The organism is Actinomadura sp. NPDC048955, assembly GCF_040649435.1.
Classification (GTDB): Bacteria; Actinomycetota; Actinomycetes; order Streptosporangiales; family Streptosporangiaceae; genus Spirillospora; species Spirillospora luteofluorescens.
On the sequence record NZ_JBEZJI010000016.1, the window covers coordinates 30,774 to 48,634 of the forward strand.

The 17,861-nt window shown below is 73.3% G+C and carries 16 protein-coding genes; 8 read left to right on the forward strand and 8 right to left on the reverse strand.

Annotated features, from left to right (window positions below; translation table 11 throughout):
* Positions 1-14: 14 nt before the first annotated feature.
* The 3 genes from AB0C84_RS17730 (at position 15) to AB0C84_RS17740 (ending at position 4,418) form a co-directional block, all read left to right on the forward strand.
* Positions 15-2,093: an ABC transporter ATP-binding protein gene (locus tag AB0C84_RS17730; protein ID WP_361067036.1), complete on the forward strand. Its 2,079-nt coding sequence runs from the start codon at positions 15-17 to the stop codon at positions 2,091-2,093.
* A gap of 70 nt (positions 2,094-2,163) precedes the next feature.
* Positions 2,164-3,015, forward strand: a complete 852-nt coding sequence (locus tag AB0C84_RS17735) for a tryptophan 2,3-dioxygenase family protein (protein WP_361067039.1) — start codon at positions 2,164-2,166, stop codon at positions 3,013-3,015.
* Between the two features lie 11 nt (positions 3,016-3,026).
* On the forward strand, positions 3,027-4,418 hold the full coding sequence (locus AB0C84_RS17740) for an NAD(P)/FAD-dependent oxidoreductase (protein WP_361067042.1): 1,392 nt from the start codon (positions 3,027-3,029) through the stop codon (positions 4,416-4,418).
* A gap of 90 nt (positions 4,419-4,508) precedes the next feature.
* Here AB0C84_RS17740 and AB0C84_RS17745 read toward each other — a convergent pair whose 3' ends face one another.
* From AB0C84_RS17745 to AB0C84_RS17755, 3 genes are all read right to left on the reverse strand, one after another.
* Entirely contained in the window at positions 4,509-6,344 is a 1,836-nt protein-coding gene (locus AB0C84_RS17745; protein ID WP_361067045.1) for a serine/threonine-protein kinase, read from the reverse strand.
* 3 nt (positions 6,345-6,347) lie between these two features.
* Positions 6,348-8,330, reverse strand: coding sequence for a serine/threonine-protein kinase (locus tag AB0C84_RS17750; RefSeq protein ID WP_361067048.1), 1,983 nt, complete (start codon positions 8,328-8,330; stop codon positions 6,348-6,350).
* Between the two features lie 168 nt (positions 8,331-8,498).
* On the reverse strand, positions 8,499-8,906 hold the full coding sequence (locus tag AB0C84_RS17755) for a DUF4260 family protein (protein WP_361067051.1): 408 nt from the start codon (positions 8,904-8,906) through the stop codon (positions 8,499-8,501).
* A gap of 150 nt (positions 8,907-9,056) precedes the next feature.
* Here AB0C84_RS17755 and AB0C84_RS17760 point away from each other — a divergent pair, with 150 nt between their 5' ends.
* The 4 genes from AB0C84_RS17760 (at position 9,057) to AB0C84_RS17775 (ending at position 11,619) form a co-directional block, all read left to right on the forward strand.
* The gene (locus AB0C84_RS17760; protein ID WP_361067054.1) at positions 9,057-9,533 is read left to right on the forward strand and encodes a MarR family transcriptional regulator; all 477 of its coding nucleotides are present in this window, start codon (positions 9,057-9,059) and stop codon (positions 9,531-9,533) included.
* 83 nt (positions 9,534-9,616) lie between these two features.
* Positions 9,617-10,594: an LLM class flavin-dependent oxidoreductase gene (locus AB0C84_RS17765; RefSeq protein ID WP_361067057.1), complete on the forward strand. Its 978-nt coding sequence runs from the start codon at positions 9,617-9,619 to the stop codon at positions 10,592-10,594.
* 9 nt (positions 10,595-10,603) lie between these two features.
* Positions 10,604-11,002 (forward strand): hypothetical protein, encoded by a 399-nt coding sequence (locus AB0C84_RS17770; protein WP_361067060.1) that lies wholly within the window; start codon positions 10,604-10,606, stop codon positions 11,000-11,002.
* Positions 10,999-11,619 carry a hypothetical protein gene (locus AB0C84_RS17775; protein ID WP_361067063.1) on the forward strand — a complete coding sequence of 207 codons (621 nt, stop codon included), beginning with the start codon at positions 10,999-11,001 and terminating at the stop codon, positions 11,617-11,619. Before AB0C84_RS17770 ends, AB0C84_RS17775 begins: the two co-directional genes overlap by 4 nt.
* Here AB0C84_RS17775 and AB0C84_RS17780 read toward each other — a convergent pair.
* Positions 11,616-13,019, reverse strand: a complete 1,404-nt coding sequence (locus tag AB0C84_RS17780; protein ID WP_361067066.1) for an alpha/beta fold hydrolase — start codon at positions 13,017-13,019, stop codon at positions 11,616-11,618. The genes AB0C84_RS17775 and AB0C84_RS17780 overlap by 4 nt on opposite strands.
* Complete coding sequence (locus AB0C84_RS17785) at positions 13,016-13,927, reverse strand: zinc-binding dehydrogenase (protein WP_361067069.1); 912 nt, start codon at positions 13,925-13,927, stop codon at positions 13,016-13,018. The genes AB0C84_RS17780 and AB0C84_RS17785 overlap by 4 nt, the downstream gene beginning before the upstream one ends.
* Positions 13,928-14,016: 89 nt before the next feature.
* Here AB0C84_RS17785 and AB0C84_RS17790 point away from each other — a divergent pair, with 89 nt between their 5' ends.
* Entirely contained in the window at positions 14,017-14,946 is a 930-nt protein-coding gene (locus AB0C84_RS17790; protein ID WP_361067072.1) for a LysR family transcriptional regulator, read from the forward strand.
* Between the two features lie 6 nt (positions 14,947-14,952).
* Here the strand turns inward: AB0C84_RS17790 and AB0C84_RS17795 are convergent, their stop codons facing one another.
* From AB0C84_RS17795 to AB0C84_RS17805, 3 genes are all read right to left on the reverse strand, one after another.
* On the reverse strand, positions 14,953-15,774 hold the full coding sequence (locus AB0C84_RS17795) for an SAM-dependent methyltransferase (protein ID WP_361067075.1): 822 nt from the start codon (positions 15,772-15,774) through the stop codon (positions 14,953-14,955).
* An 87-nt stretch (positions 15,775-15,861) separates the two neighbouring features.
* Positions 15,862-16,611, reverse strand: a complete 750-nt coding sequence (locus AB0C84_RS17800; protein WP_361067078.1) for an FkbM family methyltransferase — start codon at positions 16,609-16,611, stop codon at positions 15,862-15,864.
* Positions 16,612-16,711: 100 nt separating this feature from the next.
* Positions 16,712-17,860 (reverse strand): acyl-CoA dehydrogenase family protein, encoded by a 1,149-nt coding sequence (locus AB0C84_RS17805; protein ID WP_361067081.1) that lies wholly within the window; start codon positions 17,858-17,860, stop codon positions 16,712-16,714.
* Position 17,861 lies beyond the last annotated feature (1 nt).

Sequence of the window (17,861 nt, forward strand, 5' to 3'; positions counted from 1 at the left end):
CAGGGAGGTCGCACATGAATCCCGACGCTCGTCCGGCGCCCCACGACGACTGCGTCCTGGCGGTCGAGGGCCTGTCCACCAGCATCCGGCTGCGCAAGTCGGACGTCGGCGTGGTCGGCGGCGTCGACCTGCGCCTGCACCGGGGCGAGACGCTCGGGCTGGTGGGGGAGTCCGGATGCGGGAAGTCGATGACCGGACTCTCGGTCATGGGCCTCCTCCCGCCCGGCGGACGCGTCGCCGGAGGGTCGATCAAGCTCGCCGGGCAGGAGCTGGTCGGCCTCCCGGAGAAGCGCTACCAGCGGATCCGCGGCAACGAGATCGCCATGATCTTCCAGGATCCGATGACGTCGCTCAACCCCACCAAGACGATCGGCGACCAGGTCGCCGAGCCGGTGCGGCTGCACCGCGGCGCGAACCCGAAGGAGGCTCGCGACCGGGCGCTGGAGATGCTCGCGCTGGTCGGCATCGCCCGGCCCGCCGAAAGGCTCGGCCAGTACCCGCACGAGCTGTCCGGCGGGCTCCGGCAGCGCGTCATGATCGCCATGGCGCTGTCCTGCGAGCCGAAGGTGCTGATCGCGGACGAGCCGACGACGGCGCTCGACGTGACCGTCCAGGCGCAGGTCCTCCGGCTGCTGCACGACCTCAAGGACCGGCTCGGCATGGCCATGCTGCTGATCACCCACGACATGGGCGTGATCGCGCAGTGGGCCGACCGGGTCAGCGTCATGTACGCCGGCGGCATCGTCGAGAGCGCCGGTACCGGCGAGCTGTTCACCGGCATGCGGCACCCGTACGCGCAGGCCCTGCTGGCCTGCACGCCGCGGCTGACCCAGCCGCGCGCGCAGGCTCTCTACTCCATTCCCGGCTCCCCTCCGGATCTGGCCCACCCGCCCGCGGGTTGCCGCTACGCCGGCCGGTGCGCGCACGCCACCGACCGCTGCCGGAGCGAGGAGCCGGTGCTCGTCGAGGAGCGGCCGGGGCACGCGCTGGCGTGCTGGAACCCGGTCGACGGCCCGCTCGGCGCGCCCGCGCCGGCCGCGTCCGGCGCGGAGACGGTGCCGGTGGTCGCGGGGGCGCCGCGGCGGCCGGCCGGACCGGTGCTCGCCGCCGACGACCTCGCCAGGGAGTACACGGCGGGCAGGTCGCTGCGGGGCGGTGCGCGGCGCGGCGTCAAGGCCGTGTCCGGGGTGTCGTTCGAGGTCGAGGCCGGCCGGACGTTCGGGCTGGTCGGGGAGTCCGGCTGCGGGAAGAGCACCCTCGCCCGGATGATCGTCGCGCTGGAGAAGCCGTCCTCCGGCGGTGTCACCGCCCTCGGCGCCGAGCTCGGCGGGCTGCGCGGGCGGGCGCTGCGCCGGCACCGCCGCGACCTCCAGATGATGTTCCAGGACCCGTTCGACGCCCTCGATCCCCGCATGCGGATCGGTGCGATCCTGCGCGAGCCGTTCGCCGCCCAGGGGATCGGGTCGGCAGGGGAGCGGACGGCCGCGATCCGCGACCTGCTGGACGAGGTCGGCCTGCCGCACAGCGTGCTGGAGCGCTACCCCCACGAGTTCTCCGGCGGCCAGAGGCAGCGCATCGCGCTGGCCCGCGCGCTGGCGCTCAACCCCCGTGTGATCGTGGCCGACGAGCCGGTGAGCGCGCTCGACGTCTCGATCCGCTCCCAGGTCCTCAACCTGATGAAGCGGCTCCAGGCCAAGCACGGGCTCACCTACGTGGTGATCTCCCACGACCTGACCGTCGTGCGCTACCTGGCGGACACGGTCGGGGTGATGTACCTGGGCAGGCTGGTCGAGATCGGCTCACCGGACGACATCTACCTCCGCGCCGCGCACCCGTACACCGCCGGGCTGATCGCCGCGATCCCCGAGCCGGACCCGGCCGCCGAACCCCCCGGCGACCAGGACGGTATGGACGCCGAGATGCCCAGCCCGTTCGACCCGCCGTCCGGCTGCCGGTTCCGCACCCGCTGCCCGCGCGCGCAGGCCCGGTGCGCCGAGGAGGAACCGGTGCTGCGCGGCTTCGACCCGGGCCATACAGCCGCGTGCCACTTCCCGCTGCGCGAGCCACAGCCCGCAGCAGCCCAGGCCGGCTGACGCAGACCGCCGACCGCAGACCGCAGAAGGGACACCGGTGAACACCGACCTCGAACCCTCGATTTGCCCTGTGACGGAGCAGGAGCGCGTCGACCGCGCGGCCGCCGGCGGGGGAGAGCCCACACTGGCGTTCACCGGTCGCGTGCCGTACGACGCCTACATCCACGCCGGCACCCTGCACACCCTTCAGCAGACGCTGAGCGACGATCCCGGAGAGATGTCGTTCCTGGTGATCAGCCAGGTGATGGAGCTGTACTTCGGGCTCGTCCGCCATGAACTGCGCGAGGGGCAGCGCCTGATCCGGGAGGACGACGTGTGGGGCGCCCTGCCGCCGCTGCGCAGGGCCTCCCTGCACCTGGAGGGGCTCAACGCGGCCTGGCGCGGCCTGCGCTGGATGACACCGACCGACTTCAACCGGTTCCGCGACAAGCTGGGCGAAGGGTCAGGCTTCCAGTCCGCGATGTACCGGCACCTGGAGTTCCTGCTGGGACTCAAGACGGCGTCGCTCGTCCGGCCGTTCAGGCGGCAGCCCGACGTCCACGCGGAACTGACGGAGGCGCTGGGCGCGCCCAGCCTCTGGGACGACGCCGTCGCCCTGCTCGCCCGGAAGGGCCACGACATTCCCGTCGACCTGCTCGGCCGGGACCAGTCCCTGGAACACCAGCCGCACTCGGCGGTCGAGGGCGCCTGGGTGGAGATCTACACGGACACCGGACCCGGCAACCACCTCCGCATGCTCGGTGAGGCCCTGACCGACGTCGCCGAGCGTTTCGGCGACTGGCGCTACCAGCATCTGATGTCGGTCCGCCGCGCGATGGGCGCGAAGGCGGGCAGCGGCGGCTCGAACGGGATCCACTGGCTCCAGCGCAGCATGGCCAGGGAGGTCTTCCCGGAGCTGTGGTCGGCCCGCACGTACATGTAGGGGGAGCAAGGATGACGAAGGTCGACGTCGCCGTGGTCGGAGCCGGCCTCACCGGTTCCCTCCTCGCCTGCTATCTCGCCAGGCGCGGCCATCAGGTCTCGCTGTACGAGCGCAGACCCGACCCGCGTGCCGGCGGCGGTGAGCGCGGACGCTCCATCAACCTCGCCCTGTCCGAACGCGGCCTGGACGCCCTCCGCCGGATCGGCCTGGAGCAGCAGGTCATGGCGGACGCCCTGCCGATGCGCGGACGGATGATCCACCCCGTGGCCGGGCCTCAGGACTTCCAGCCGTACAGCCGGGACGGCGACAAGGCGATCAACTCGATCAGCCGGGGCGCGCTCAACAACGCGCTGATCGACGCCGCCGAGGCCGCGGACGGTGTGACGCTGCACTTCGGCCACCGGCTCACCGGCCTCGACCCCGCGACCGGCGCGCTCCGGTTCGAGACCTCCGGGGGCACGGCAGGCGTCAGCGCATCGGTCGTGCTGGGCGCCGACGGCGCCGGATCGGCCACCCGCGCGCAACTGGTGGCGGCCGGCGTGATCCGGGAGGACGTCGAGTTCCTCGACCACGGATACAAGGAACTGACCATTTCCGCGGTGGACGGCGAGTTCGCCCTGAACCCCGAAGCGCTGCACATCTGGCCGCGCGGGAACGCGATGATGATCGCCCTCCCCAACCCCGACCGGTCGTTCACCTGCACGCTGTTCTGGCCGTACGAGGGCGCGTCGGGATTCGCCTCGCTCGACGGCCCGGCCGCCGTGAAGGAGCATTTCCACGCCCACTACCCGGACCTGCCGCCGCTCTCTCCCGGCCTGGTGGAGGACTACCTCGGTAATCCCGTGGGCCGGCTCGGCACGGTCCGGTGCGACACATGGCACGTGCCGGGCGGCCGGACGGCTCTGATCGGCGACGCCGCACACGCGATCGTCCCGTTCTACGGGCAGGGCGCCAACTGCGCCTTCGAGGACGTCGTCGAACTCGACCGCTGCCTCACCGAAACCGCCGGCATCTGGGAACTCGCCCTGCCTCGGTACGAGAAGCGGCGCAAGCACAATGCCGACGCCATCGCGCGGATGGCGCTTGAGAACTTCATCGAGATGCGCGACAAGGTCGCTTCCCCGGTCTTCAAGGTCACCCGGAAGACCGAACTCGCGCTGCAGAAGGCCTTGCCCGGGGTGTGGGCGTCACGCTACGAACTCGTCTCGTTCTCCACCAAGCCTTACGCACGGGTAGAACGCCGCGCGAAGCGCCAATGGCGCTTCCTGGCAGGGGCGGCGACGGCGGCCGGGATCGCGGCCGCGATCGGCCTGCGGCGCATCGTTCTCCAGGACGCCGCCCCTGTCGGCCGCTCCGGCCGGGTGTTCCAACGGGCGGCCACGGCACGGGGCCAAGAGCTCTGACCGGGCTGTGACCGCACCGCAGCCGGAACCGCCCTGCGCGCGGGACCGCCGGCGCGGGCCCGACAGGTCGGGCCGGCATGCTCCCGGGTGTCAGGCGGGGGCGAAGGTCCAGAGGTGGGTCGTGCCGGCGCCGCTGGTCGTGGCGAAACTCTGGCCGTCGGGGGAGAAGGCCACGGACTGCTCGTCGTCGGAGTCGCCCGGGAGCGTCGCCGTGTTGCGGCCCGTCGGGACATGCCACAGGCGGATGTTCTTCTCGTCGGCGGTGACGAGGGTGTCGCCGTCCGGGCTGAAGGCGAGGGCCTTGACCTCGCCCTTGAGGTCCCTGACGCTGGTCTTGAGCCGTCCGTCGTCCGCGTTGTGGAGTTCGTAGCCGTAGTAGCCGCCGGTGGAGGCCGCGACGACCTCTCCGGCCGGGCTGAAGGCGAGACACGGGACCTCGGTGGCGTTGAGGGGCGAGACCTCGGTCCCGCCGCCGTCCGAGACGTTCCAGAGGGTGAAGCGCCCGGAGTAGGAGCGGGCGCCGGCGAGTCTCCTGCCGTCCGAGGAGAAGGCGAGGGCGTTGGCGTAGTAGTCGGCCTTCATCGGGACGGTCCTCCCGGTGACGGTGTCCCAGATCTGCACGTAGCCGGGGCCGTTTCCGCTGCTGACGGCGAGTGACCGGCCGTCCGGGCTGAACGTGAGCGCCTGGACGCCCCGCGATCCGGTGAAGGTCTTGCGGATCCGCCCGGACGCCGCGTCCCAGAGGTGGACGGCTCCGTCGGTGCCGCCGGTGGCGAGCGTCCCGGCGTCCGGGCTGAAGACCATGGGCCGCCGGTAGGTCTGGTCGGTGTCCTTCATCTCGCGAACGGTGGCCTGGGCGGTGGCCAGGTCCCAGCGCAGGATCGAGGAGAAGCCCGCGCCCCACAGGGACCTGCCGTCGGGGGAGAACGCCACGTCGAAGAGCGCGACCTCCGAGCTCGGCAGGACGACGCCGGTGGGGACGCCGATCGGGGTCTTCGGGGCGTTCCGGTTGCCGGTAGGCGCGTCCGAGGGCCACAGCAGGACGGCCGGGACGCCGGCGGCGGTGGTCGCCGCCACCGCCGCGCCGCCGAGCAGGAACGCGCGGCGGGGCACCCGGCGCGACGGTTCGGCGGTGAGCCCGGTCAGGACCTCCTGGACGGACGGCCGCCGCGCGGGGTCCTTCTCCAGGCAGCGGACGATCAGGTCGCGCAGGGGCGGGTCGGTGAGGCCGGCGACGTCCGGCGGCGAGCCGATGATCTTGTGGACGATCGCGGGGATGGCCGGCGCGTCGAACGGGCCGCGGCCGAGCGCCGCGTAGGCGAGTACGCAGCCGAGCGAGAACACGTCGCTCGCCGGACCGGTGGCGTCGGCGCGCACCTGCTCGGGCGACATGAACGAGAACGTGCCGACGACCGCGCCGGCCGAGGTCAGCGCGGTCGCGTCGGAGGCGCGGGCGATGCCGAAGTCGATGATCCGGGGGCCGTCCGGGGCCATGATGACGTTGCCGGGCTTGAGGTCGCGGTGCACGAGCCCGCACGTGTGGATCGCGGCCAGACCCTCGGCGAGCCCCCGGCCCAGTACGCGGACCGCGGGCGGCGCGAGCGGCCCCTGGCGCGCCACGACCTCCCGCAGGGACGCGCCGGGCACGAACGCGGTCGCCATCCAGGGCGACGCGGCCTCCGGGTCGGCGTCGACGACCTGCGCGGTGTGGAACCCGCCGACCTTGCGGGCGGCCTCGATCTCGCGGGCGAACCGCTTGCGGAACCCGGGATCGGCGGCGTACTCGGCGCGGACGACCTTCACCGCGACCTTGCGCCCGCTCGGCGAGGAGCCGAGGAACACCTCGCCCATGCCGCCGGCGCCCAGCCGTCCGTCCAGCCGGTGGGGGCCGATCTGGCGGGGGTCGTCACTGCGGAGCGGATCCAAGGGTCAGACCTTCCAAAGGGTCACGGTGCCGTCGGCCTTGGCGCCGCCCACGCCGGCCACGGTCCGGCCGTCCGGGGTGAGGGCGATCCGCTCGACGGTCTGGGCGTGGCCGACGAGCGTCGCGGTGAGCACGCCGGTGGCGGCGTTCCAGATCCGGATGGTGCGGTCGGAGCAGGCGGCGAGGACGGACGAGCCGTCCGGAGAGAACCTCGTGTCCTTCACGGTCGCCTCGCCCGCCTTGATGACGCGCACGGCGCGCCGGGACGCGAGGTCCCAGAGGCGGACGGTCCTGTCCGCGCCGCTGCTCGCCAGCCGCTTCCCGTCGGGGCTGAACGCCACGCCGGTCAGGCTCGAGGTGTGGCCGACCAACTGGCCGCGCTTGCGGAGCGTCCGGCCGTCGAGCAGTTGGACGGTGTTGCCGGGCGGCTTGTCGTGGTACCCGTCCACGCCGGCCGCGACGAGCCCGCCGTCCGGGCTGTAGGCGACCGCGTTGACGCCGCTGTTGCGCAGGTCGAACGACGCCAGCCGGCGGCCGGTGGCGGCGTCGAAGAGCTGGGCGTCGGGCTTGACGCCCGCGATCGTGCGCCCGTCCGGGCTGTAGGCCAGCGAGTTCAGGCCGAACTCGCCGCTCCGCACGTTCACCCTGAGGCGGCCGGTGGCGGCGTCCCAGACGAGCAGAAGGCCGGGGGTGTTGCAGGAGCTCGCCAGGGACCGGCCGTCCGGGCTGAACGCCAGCGCGCTCACCCAGCCCGTCTTCTTGATCGTCCGGAGGACGCGTCCGGTGGCGACGTCCCACAGCGTGATCGTGGAGTCCAGGCCCCCGGCGGCGACGGTCCGGCCGTCGGCGGTGATGGCGACCTCGTTGAGGGACTTGACGTCGGGGGCGGTGAGCGACCCGCTGGGCGACACCAGGCCCTTCGGGCGGGGGGCGGGCGCCGGGGGCGCCGCGGCCTCCTGCCTTCCGTCCTCCCTGGTCAGGAACAGCGCGGCCGGGACGGCCACGGCGGCGGCCGCCGTGACGGCGCCCGCGCCGACGAGCAGCACCCGTCGGCCGACGGGGGCCGGGCCGGCCGGCGCGGCGGTCGGGGCCTCCTGCTCCCGGGTCGCGACGCGCGTCGCGTTCGCGTGCGTGACGACCCCGTCGTCGTCCGGGAGGGACGGGCCCGCCGCCGCCGGAGCGGGGGCTTCGATGCTCCCCGGCGCGCTGATGAGCGCGTCCAGTGTGGGCCGCCGCCCGGGATCCTTGGCCAGGCACGCGGCGATCATGTTGCTCAGGTCGCCGGGCAGCCCCGGCAGGTCCGGCTCCTCGTGCAGGACGCGGTGGACGATCGCCGGGATGGACGTCGCGTCGAAGGGGCCGCCGCCGGTCGCCGCGTAGGCGAGCACGCAGCCGAGCGAGAACACGTCGCCGGGCGGGCCGGGCACATCGCCGAGCACCTGCTCCGGCGACATGTAGGCGTAGGTGCCGACGACCACGTTGTGTGAGGTCAGCGCGGTAGCGTCGGTCGCGAGGGCGATGCCGAAGTCGATGATCCGGGGCCCGTCCGCCGCCATGATGACGTTGCCGGGCTTGAGGTCGCGGTGCACGAGCCCGCACGCGTGGATCGCGGCCAGGCCCTCGGCCAGCCCCGCCGCGAGCGCCCGGACCGCGTCCGGATCGAGCGGCCCGCGCTCGGCGACCACCTCCCGGAGGGACGGCCCGGGGATGAACGCGGTCACCAGCCACGGCGGGTCGGCCTCCGGGTCGGCGTCGACGACCTGCGCGGTGTGGAACCCGCCCACCCGGCGGGCCGCCTCGACCTCGCGGGCGAACCGCCGCCGGAACCGCGGATCCTCGGCGTGCTCGGCGCGGATGACCTTGACGGCGACGCTGCGGACGCCGGGCGAGACCCCGAGGAACACCTGCCCCATGCCGCCGGCGCCCAGCCGTGCCTCCAGTTCGTACGGTCCGATCCGCCGGGGATCACCGGGATGCAGGGGTTCCATGTGCCACCCGTCGTTGGGCCTGGAAGCGTCCGGGATTTTCTAGCAGACAGAAGTGTTTCTTCGACAGCGCCTCGAACCCGGTGTGACGCACGGCATGACCCCTACCGGTCGCCCGGCTCTCCGTGAGGGTGATTCCGTCGCCCGATCTTCACCGAACCGGGCCTGCGCTCAGGTGCGCTGGAAGCCTTCCCTGGTGCGCAGGCCGTAGCCGAAGGCGCGGTCGAAGGAGATGTGGGCCAGCCAGCCGCAGAGGCCGGCGAACAGGGGAGGCCAGGTCATCGGCGTGAACGGGTAGACCACCATCAGCGCGAGCGGCACGAGGGCCCGGTGCGCGGCGTTGTAGAACGGCACGGCGCGCGGCTGGAGCCGGCCGCGCTCGACGGTGCGGGCGTCCCGCAGCCCGACGAGGAAGGTCAGGTCGGGGGTGATGAAGAAGGCGAGCGCCAGGAGCGCCGCGAGCCACCCGTGGTTGACGCCTTCGAGGACCGCGAAGGCCGTCCAGAAGAGCGCGCCGGCGAACCACGCGGCGCGCCGGAGGGTGCGGATGCCGGAGTCCCGGACGACGGCTGCGTTCACGATGACGGCCCTTCCGAACGTTGGCTAATGACGTTAGCCAACCGTAAGGCTAAGCATGTTAGCTGTCAAGCTACTGGCCGCCGACCGTGGGGCGGTGTGCGGTGATGGCGCGGTAGTTCGTCGCGCGAACTGCCGGGCTACCCTGGGCGGGTGGGCAAAGAAGGCGAAGGCCGGATCGGTGTAGTGGCGGCGCTGGTGCGAGGCGCGTTCCTCGTGAACGCCGTTTATGGCGAGTCGGCGCGGGAGTACGGCATCACGGCGCAGCAGGGGCAATTGCTGTGCGTGCTGATGGCGCGGCCGCGGGGGATGGGGGAGCTGGGCGCGATGCTGGGGCTGGCCAAGTCGAGCCTCACCGGCCTGGTGGACCGCACCGAGCGCAACGGCCTGGTCCGGCGCGAGCCCGAGCCGCGGGACCTGCGCGCGGTGAGGGTCGCGCTGACCGCCGAGGGGAGCCGGCTCGTCGAGGAGTTCTACGCCGAGACCTGCCGGCGGATCGACCGGCTGCCGGAGGGGCTCAGTGACGCCGAGCGCGGTGCGCTCGCCGATCTGCTCGGCCGGGTCGTGCTGGACAACGAGGTCCCGGTGGTGTTCGCGGAGCCCGGCGAAGGGCATGCCGGGGAGCACTGAGACGGTCGACGAGTGTTGAAGTTCGTGTCACGAACTAATATGGTTCGTGACACGAACTGCAACCTGTCGTGGGAGAGTCCAGAATGATGAGTGCTACGGTTCCGGCCGCCGGTGAAGGCGTGCCCCTCTTCGGGTTCGGCGCGCACACGAGCATCGAGGACGTGCCCGGCCTGCTGCGCATGACCCGGCAGGCCGACCGCGACGGCCTCGATCACTTCTCCCTGTCGGACCACCCCTACCTCGGCGATCGCGTGGACGCCTACGCCGCCATCGGGTTCGTGCTCGGACGCACCGAGCGCATCGCGGGCTTCGCCAACGTCACGAACCTGCCGACCCGGCCGGCTCCGCTGCTCGCGCGGGCGGTGACGTCGCTGTCGGCGCTCTCCGGCGGCCGCGTCGTGCTCGGCATGGGGGCCGGCGGGCTGTGGGATCGGATCTCCGACATGGGCGTCCCGCGGCTGTCGCCCGGCGACGCCGTGGACGCCTTCGAGGAGGCGATCGTCCTGGTCAGGAAGCTGGCCGGCGGCGGCCCGCCCGTCACCCACCACGGCCGCCACCACCGGGTGGAGAAGATCGAGCCGGCTCCCGTGGACGCGCCGCCCGTCTGGACCGGGTCGGTCGGCCCGAGGTCCCTCGCCGCGACCGGCCGGGTGGCCGACGGCTGGATCCCCGGCCACGCGGCGGACTGGCTCAGCGAGCGCTACCGCACGTCGCGGCCGGTGATCGACGAGGCCGCGGCCACCGCCGGACGCGACCCGCGCGAGATCCGCACGATCTTCAACCTCCCCGGGCGCGTGACCGACCGGCCCCTGGCGGCCACGCGCGACCGCGACGGGCGCTGGATCGGCGGCTCCCCCGAGCAGTGGGCCGAGGAGCTGACCGGGGCGGTCCTGGAGCACGGCGCGTCCGGCTTCACCCTCTTCTCGCCCAGCGGCGGGACGCAGGACCTCGCCTCCATCGGCCGCTGGGGGCAGGAGATCGCCCCCGCCGTGCGCGAAGCGGTCGCGAAGGAGGGCGGCCCCTCGGCGGAGGCGCGCCGCCAGGGGCCGGTCCGCCGCTAGCATGATCGGATGTCGCAGACGGTGGGGATCGCGTGGTTCGTCCGGCAGCCGAGTGACCTGGGCGAATGCCGGGCCGGAACCGACCTGATCGGCAGGGACGAGGTGCAGGCGTTCCTGGGGAGCATCACCGATGTCGACGCCGCCATGGCGGAGCTCGCCGCCGCGTTCGAGTCCGGCGACGTCTTCCGCGCGGGGATGATGGCCTTCGTCTGCGGGGTGCTGGTCGAGCGGGGCGGCTCGGTGACCGTCCCGGTGGACGCGGTCATGCGGGTGACGGAACGCTACCTGCACCTGGCGAAGGAGTTCGTGGCGCAGGGCGGGGTGAGCGCCGAGGACCAGCTGTTCCAGGTGTCTCCGACCTTGTCCGGGCCCACCACACCCTGCCGTTCGTCCTCCTCGCGGCCATGACGATGCTCAGCCGCGACGAGGGCGCGCGGCGGCGTCTGCGGGCCCGGCCCCAGGTCGCTCCGCTGGCGGAGGAACTGGAGGACCACTACGAGACCCTCTACTACGTCCGCGAGGTGCTCGCCCTCCTGGACGACCGGGAGATCCTGCTCCTCGACCCGCGCGGCCGGCGCGGCTTCGTCCTCGGCCTGACCGGCGTCCAGGACCGGATGTACCACTTCTTCGCGCTCGCGCAGGACGCTCTCGAACGCCACGCGGGCCCCGGGTACCTCGGAGCCGAGCCGACCGACCCCGCGAGCGTGCGGTACGCGCGGAACCAGGGCCTGACCCCGCAGGAGCACCAGGAGGCCCAAGAGCTGATCGACCACCAGCGGATCGGATTCCACTACCCGGGCGCCGGCGCGAAACCGGCCCTGTTCTTCCCCGGTTCCGCGCTCTTCGAGGCGATTCCCGTGGTCGACGGCCTTCCCACCCTGTTCCTGGACGAGAAATCGATCCATGCCCAGTGGTCCCCGACGAACATGTATCCGGTTTTGCACGAGGCGCTGGAATCGCGGGTCAGCCTCCGCGAGCTGGCCCCCGGCGAGGTGGAGGCGCGGCTCGCGGTCTTCGCGGGCTAAGAGCCGAACAGGGTGCGTTCGACGTGCTGGGTGTCGGTGTACTCCCGGACGCAGGTGATCTTGCCGTTCCGCACCGTGAACACGCCGAGGCACCGGTTGTCGTAGGCGCTCCCGCCGCGCGCCGTCCCCCGTGACGTCCACTCCGCCACGACCTGGTCGCCGTCGGCGACCACGTTGGTCAGGGCGACCTCGGGTTCGCCCCCCGGCAGGAAGAGCCGGCCGGCGCCGCCGAGGAAGTCGTCGACGATCGTGTCCCGGCCCTTCCAGGCTCCCGTCAGAGGAAGGTCGCCGGGGTAGATCCAGGTGGCGTCGTCGGCGAAGCTCCCCTTGATCGTTTCTAGGTCGCCGTTCGCGACGGCCTCGACGTAGCGGATGACGACGGACGCGGGGTCGTGGCCGTGACCCAGCCGGGCGGCGAGCCAGTCGAGGGTGCCGGGAAGCCAGGCCCAGCGGCGGTTCTCCAGGAGGTGGTTGCCCTCGGGTATCAGGACGTACTCGCCGTCCGTCGCCCGGCGGGCCAGTTCCGCGCCGTTGGCGACGCCCGGGATGACGTCCAGCCCGCCGTCTAGGACGCGCAGCGGCTGCGGAACCGCGGGAGCGGTCACCCGTCCGGCGAACTCGCGGGCTGCCGCCTCCCCACCCATGCGCAGGACGAACGACTCCGTCACGTACGGCGGAAGCTCGTCCCAGGTGAGGGCGGTGGGCCCGCTGACGGTGACGACGGCGCCGATCCGCGGTTCGTGCAGCGCGGCGACGGAGGCGAGGAAGCCGCCCATGCTGAGCCCGGCCAGTCCGATGCTGGAAGGCAGACCGTCCACCGCGTCGAGGGCCTGCCGCACGATCCGCTGGTAGTCCGCGACCCAGGGGCCGCGGACGGCGAGCTCTCCCTGCCCGGGCCCGTCGATGGCGAGCACGGCGAGGCCGCGGTGCAGGAGCGCCTCGGCGATCGGCATGAACTCGACCTTTCCGGAATTCATGCCCGGCACCAGGACGACCAGAGGGGCGTCCGGGGACGGGCGCCGCAGGACGCCGGTGAAGTCGGGGCCGGTGAGGTGCTCGGCGTCGGGTGCAAGGCGGGCGAGCGAGCGGCGCAGGGCGTCGGCGGACGCGGCGGCGGCCCGCCCGTGCTCGGCGAGGTCGGGATTCGGCAGCACCGTGGCGAAATGGAACCACAGTGCGGCGTCGCGGAACGCCTCGCCCGCCGAGCGCGGCAGCCGCGCCTCCCCGGCGAGGGCGAGGTGCTCCCGCCCGGTTCGCGTGAACGCGTCCGTCCACTCGCGCAGGGAGGCCAGGCCGGCGGTGACCTCGTCGTACTGGTGGGGGTCGACGCCGGCGGCGACGGCGCGCGACCGGTTGGCGGCGGCGAAGGGCGCGACGGGCTCGTCGAAGAAGGCGGTCATCGGTTCTGCTCCAGGGTGAGGACGGCGTTGCCGCGTACGCGGCGCTCGCGGAGATCGGTGAGGACGGCGGCGGTCTCGCTCCAGTCGGCGACGCGACCGAGCTCGGGGTGCAGGCGCCCGGCCGCGGTCAGCCGGACGAGTGTCGCGAGATCCTCCCCGTACGGGGCGCCCGCGTAGTGGAAGTGCCTGATGGATGCGGATTCGGGGCCGTCGAAGAAGGCGAAGAAGTCGAGCGTCACGGGCCGGCGGCTCGCCTGACCGAACCAGATCAGCGTGCCGCCGGGCTTCACGCGCGCCAGCGCGAGCGGCAGGACGTCCCCGCCCGTGGACTCCAGGGCGACGTCGAACGGGCCGACCGCGTCCCGCACATCGTGGACGACCGTGGCGCCCAGCTCGGCGAGCCGCCGCCCGCGATCGGACGTGGCCGTGACGGCGGTGACCTCGGCTCCCGCGGCGGCCGCGAGCTCGACCAGACAGTGCCCGACCCCTCCGGACGCGCCGGTCAGCAGGACCCGCGTCCCCGCCGTGGCGCCGGACGCGCGCAGCAGGCGCAGCGCGGTGAGCCCGGCCAGCGGCAGCGCGGCGGCCGACCGGACGGACACGGAGGCGGGGATCTCGGCGAGCGACGAGGTGGGGACGGCGACGTACTCCGCCCAGCCCGCCGACGGCGGATGCCCCACGACCCGGCTGCAGGCCGGCGGCCCCGACCCGTCGGCGGCCGCCTGGACGACGAGGCCCGCGACGTCCTTGCCGGGCCGCCAGCCGGGCCGGTCGGACTCCAGCTGGAACAGCTCGCCCCGGTTCACCGAGAACGCCGCGACCTTCACCAGCGCCTCGTCCGGCCGGGGCACCGGCTCGCCGGCCTCGCCGAACGCCACCGATCCCGCTTCGGGAAGGAGTGCTCTCATGCCCGGCAGGAAACCGGACGGGCGGCGGACCGGTCCAACAGCCGCCGGGCGAGGTTGACAACCATCGGTTGTCGCCCACGATGGGAGGCATGGACCTCGACCTCGGCCAGGTGCGCGCGTTCGTCGCCGTCGCCGACCACCTGCACTTCGGGCGGGCCGCCGAGGAGCTGTCGATCAGCCAGCAGGCGGTGTCCAAGCGGGTGGCCAGGCTGGAGGCGGCGCTCGGCGTCGCGCTCCTGACCCGCGGGAACGTGGAGCCGACCGAGGCGGGGCGCCGTTTCCTGGAACCGGCGCGGGAGGCGCTGCGGGCCGCGGAGGCCGCGGCCGGCGCGGTCCACGCCGCCGGCCGGCCGCTGCGGATCGACGTCTGGGGCCACCTGTACGGCCCGTCCCGGACGGTCGCCCCGGTGATCGACGCGCGGCCGGAGCTCGACGTCGAACTCGGCATGAGCCGCGACCTTCCCGCCGCGGCGGCGGCACTGCTGCGCGGCGACATCGACGCCGCGTTCGGGCGCGTGCACCCCCCGCTGCCGGACGGGCTGACGCACCGCGTCGTCCGGCTCGAACCCGTGGACGTCCTCGTCGCCGACGGGCATCCGCTCGCCGCCGCGTCCGGCGTCCGCCCGTCCGACCTCGCCGGACGCGACCTGTGGTTCCCCGCGGCAGCCGACCGGCTCGACTTCATCAGCCGCTTCTGCGACGAGTTCGGCGCCCGCGCCGCGTCCGGCGGAGCCAACCTCGGTGTGGAGCACCTCCTGGCAGGCCTGCTCGCCGAACCGGGACGGATCACGCTGTTCCCCGCCGACGCCCGGCTGCCGGGCGTGCCGGGCGTGCGGGCGATTCCCCTCGTCGACCCCGTCCCGCTCTACGCCTGGTCGCTGATGTGGCCGCGGCAGGCGCCGCACCCGATGATCCCCGCGCTGGTCAGGGGGTTCGCCGAGCACGGGCGGCGGCACCGCTGGCTGGAGTACGACCCGGCCCGCGACTGGCTGCCCGGCGAACCGGGCCCCGCGGACTGACCCGGGTCAGGGTTTGCGGGCCAGCCCGCCGTACATGGACACCTGGCCGTCGTCGATCGCGCGGGCCCTCTCGTCCGGGCGCCAGCGGTGGACGGGGGCCACGCCCGGGGCGAGGAGTTCCAGGCCGTCGAAGAAGGCCGCCACCTGCGCCCTGGTACGGCCCTTGGACCTGATCCCGCGCGCGTTGTACTTCTTCACGGCGTCCCCGACCTCTTCGGGCGCGCTGTCGATGGTGATCGTGGAGAGCGCGAGGAAACTGCCCGGCGCGAGGGGCTCCAGGAGCCGCCGGACGACGTCGTGCGCCCGTTCGTCGTCGTGGACGAAGTGCAGGACGGCGATCAGGCACAGCGCCACCGGCTCGCCGAAGTCGAACGTGGCCCGGACCTCGGGCGAGGACAGGATGGCATCCGGGTCGGCCAGGTCAGCGTGGATGTAGCGGGAGCGTCCCTGCGGGGTGCCGGTCAGCAGGGCGCGGGCGTGCGCCAGCACCATCGGGTCGTTGTCGACGTACACGACGCGGCCGGACGGGTCGACCTCCTGGACGACCTCGTGCAGGTTCGGGGACGTCGGCAGCCCGGTCCCGACGTCCAGGAACTGCCGGACACCGCACTCGGCGGCCAGGTGGCGGGCGACCCGGACCATGAAGTCGCGGTTGGCCCGCACGGAGGTGCGCATGTACGGGGCGACCCTGACGACCTCTTCGGCGGCGTCCCGGTCGGCGGCGTAGTTGTCCTTCCCGCCGAGCAGGTAGTCGTAGACCCGGGCCGAGTGGGCGACGTCCGTTCTCAGGTCGGCGGACGTCGGTTCACGGACGGTCTTGTCCGGCACGTTGGGCCCCCGGTGGCTCGGCGTGCTGGCATGCACCAGCATTAGTAAGTCTTGTTATCTAATCGGATGTCCTTCCCGGCGTCGACGCTATCGGCCGGATTCGCGGAGGCGGGCGTAGATGTCTCCCGACCGCCCGCGCGGCCGGATCCTCTCCAGCCGCCGCCGCAGTTCGGCCGCGTCGAGCCAGCGGGGGCTGGCCAGCCGCATCGTCTCGATGGGGGAGTAGTTGTAGGCGTAGTCGCCCAGCCGGTCCACGAGGTCCAGCGCCTCCAGGGCGGCGTCGTGCGCGGACGGCACGTACTCGAACGACAGGGCCGGCAGCGGCCGGGACAGCCCCGCCAGCACGTCCGCCTCGAAGCCCTCGACGTCGATCTTGCAGAAGGCCGGCACGCCGTGCACGGCGATGAGCTCGTCCAGCGTGGTCACCTCGACGCCGACCGAGCGGTCCCAGCGGACGCGGGCGAAGCCGCGGTCCGTCGTCACCGCCTTGATCCAGCCGGGCGACATCGAGGACACCGTCGGCGTCGCGGTCGACAGGGCCAGGCGCGCCCTGCCGGGCTCGGCGCCGGCCGCGCCCGGGACGAGGGCCACGCCGCGGTCGCGGCCGAAGAACAGGCGCAGGACGCGCAGGCAGTCGGGCTGCGGCTCCACCGCGACGACGCGCGCCCCCAGCCCCCGCCACACGCGCACCCGCCCGCCCACGTGCGCGCCGATGTCGAACCCCACGTCGCCGGGCCCGAGGAACTGCCCGTAGAGGCGCGACGCGCGCCGGTGCCGGCCCGGAACTCCGTGGTACATGACCAGTGAGCGAGCGATCCCGTAGGCGCGCAGCAGCATCCGCCGACCTTACCGCGCCGGGCCCGGCGACCGGCGGAACTCCGCACGTGGCGCGGGGGGCACGTGCGGCCGGCCCGGCGGCGTCCGGGCCGGCCGCACGTCAGGACGGCGGCAGGCCGAGGGCGCGGGCGATCAGCATGCGCTGCACCTCCGAGGTGCCCTCGCCCACCTCCAGGATCTTCGCGTCGCGGTAGAAGCGGCCGACGGCGTACTCGTTCATGAAGCCGTAGCCGCCGAAGACCTGCGTGGCGTCGCGGGCGTTGTCCATGGCGGCGTTGGAGGCGACCAGCTTGGCGATGGCGGCCTCCTTCTTGAACGGCTCGCCCGCCAGCATCCGCGCGGCCGCCGCGTAGTAGGCGAGCCGGGCGGTGTGCGCCCGGGTCTCCATGTCGGCGATCTTGAACTGGATGGCCTGGTAGCGGCCGATCTCCCTGCCGAACGCCTCCCGCTCGCGGACGTAGCGCAGGCACTCGTCCACGCAGCCCTGGGCGAGGCCGACCGACAGCGCGGCGATCGCGATGCGCCCCTCGTCCAGGATCCGCAGGAACTGGGCGTACCCCCGGCCGCGCTCGCCGACGAGGTTCCCGGCCGGGACGCGGACGTCGTCGAACGACAGCTCCCGCGTGTCGGACGCCGACCAGCCGACCTTGGAGTACTTGCGCCCGACCGTGAAGCCCGGCGTCCCGTTCGGGACGATGATCGTGGAGATCTCGCCCTCGCCGGTGAACGCGGTCACGGTCACGAACGCGGTGATGTCGGTGCCGGAGTTGGTGATGAACGACTTGGACCCGTTGATCACCCAGGAGTCGCCGTCCAGCCGGGCCGTGGTGCGCATGCCGCCGGGGACGTCCGACCCGCCGCCCGGCTCGGTCAGCCCGAAGCCGGCCAGCCGCTCGCCGGAGGTGAGCTGCGGCAGCCACCGCTCCTTCTGCTCCGCGGACCCGAACCGGTAGATCGGCATCGCGCCCAGCGACACCCCGGCCTCCAGGGTGATCGCGACGGACGAGTCGACGCGCGCCAGCTCCTCCAGGGCCAGGCAGAGCGTGAAGTAGTCGCCGCCCATGCCGCCGTGCTCCTCGGGGAACGGCAGCCCGAACAGCCCCATCTTCCCCATCGCGGCGACGATCTCGTAGGGGAACTCGCCGCGCTCGTACAGGTCCCCGATCACCGGGGCGACGCTCTCGCGGGCGAACCGCTCGACCGTGCGCCGCAGCTCCTCCTGCTCCTCGCCCAGCGTGAAGTCGATCATT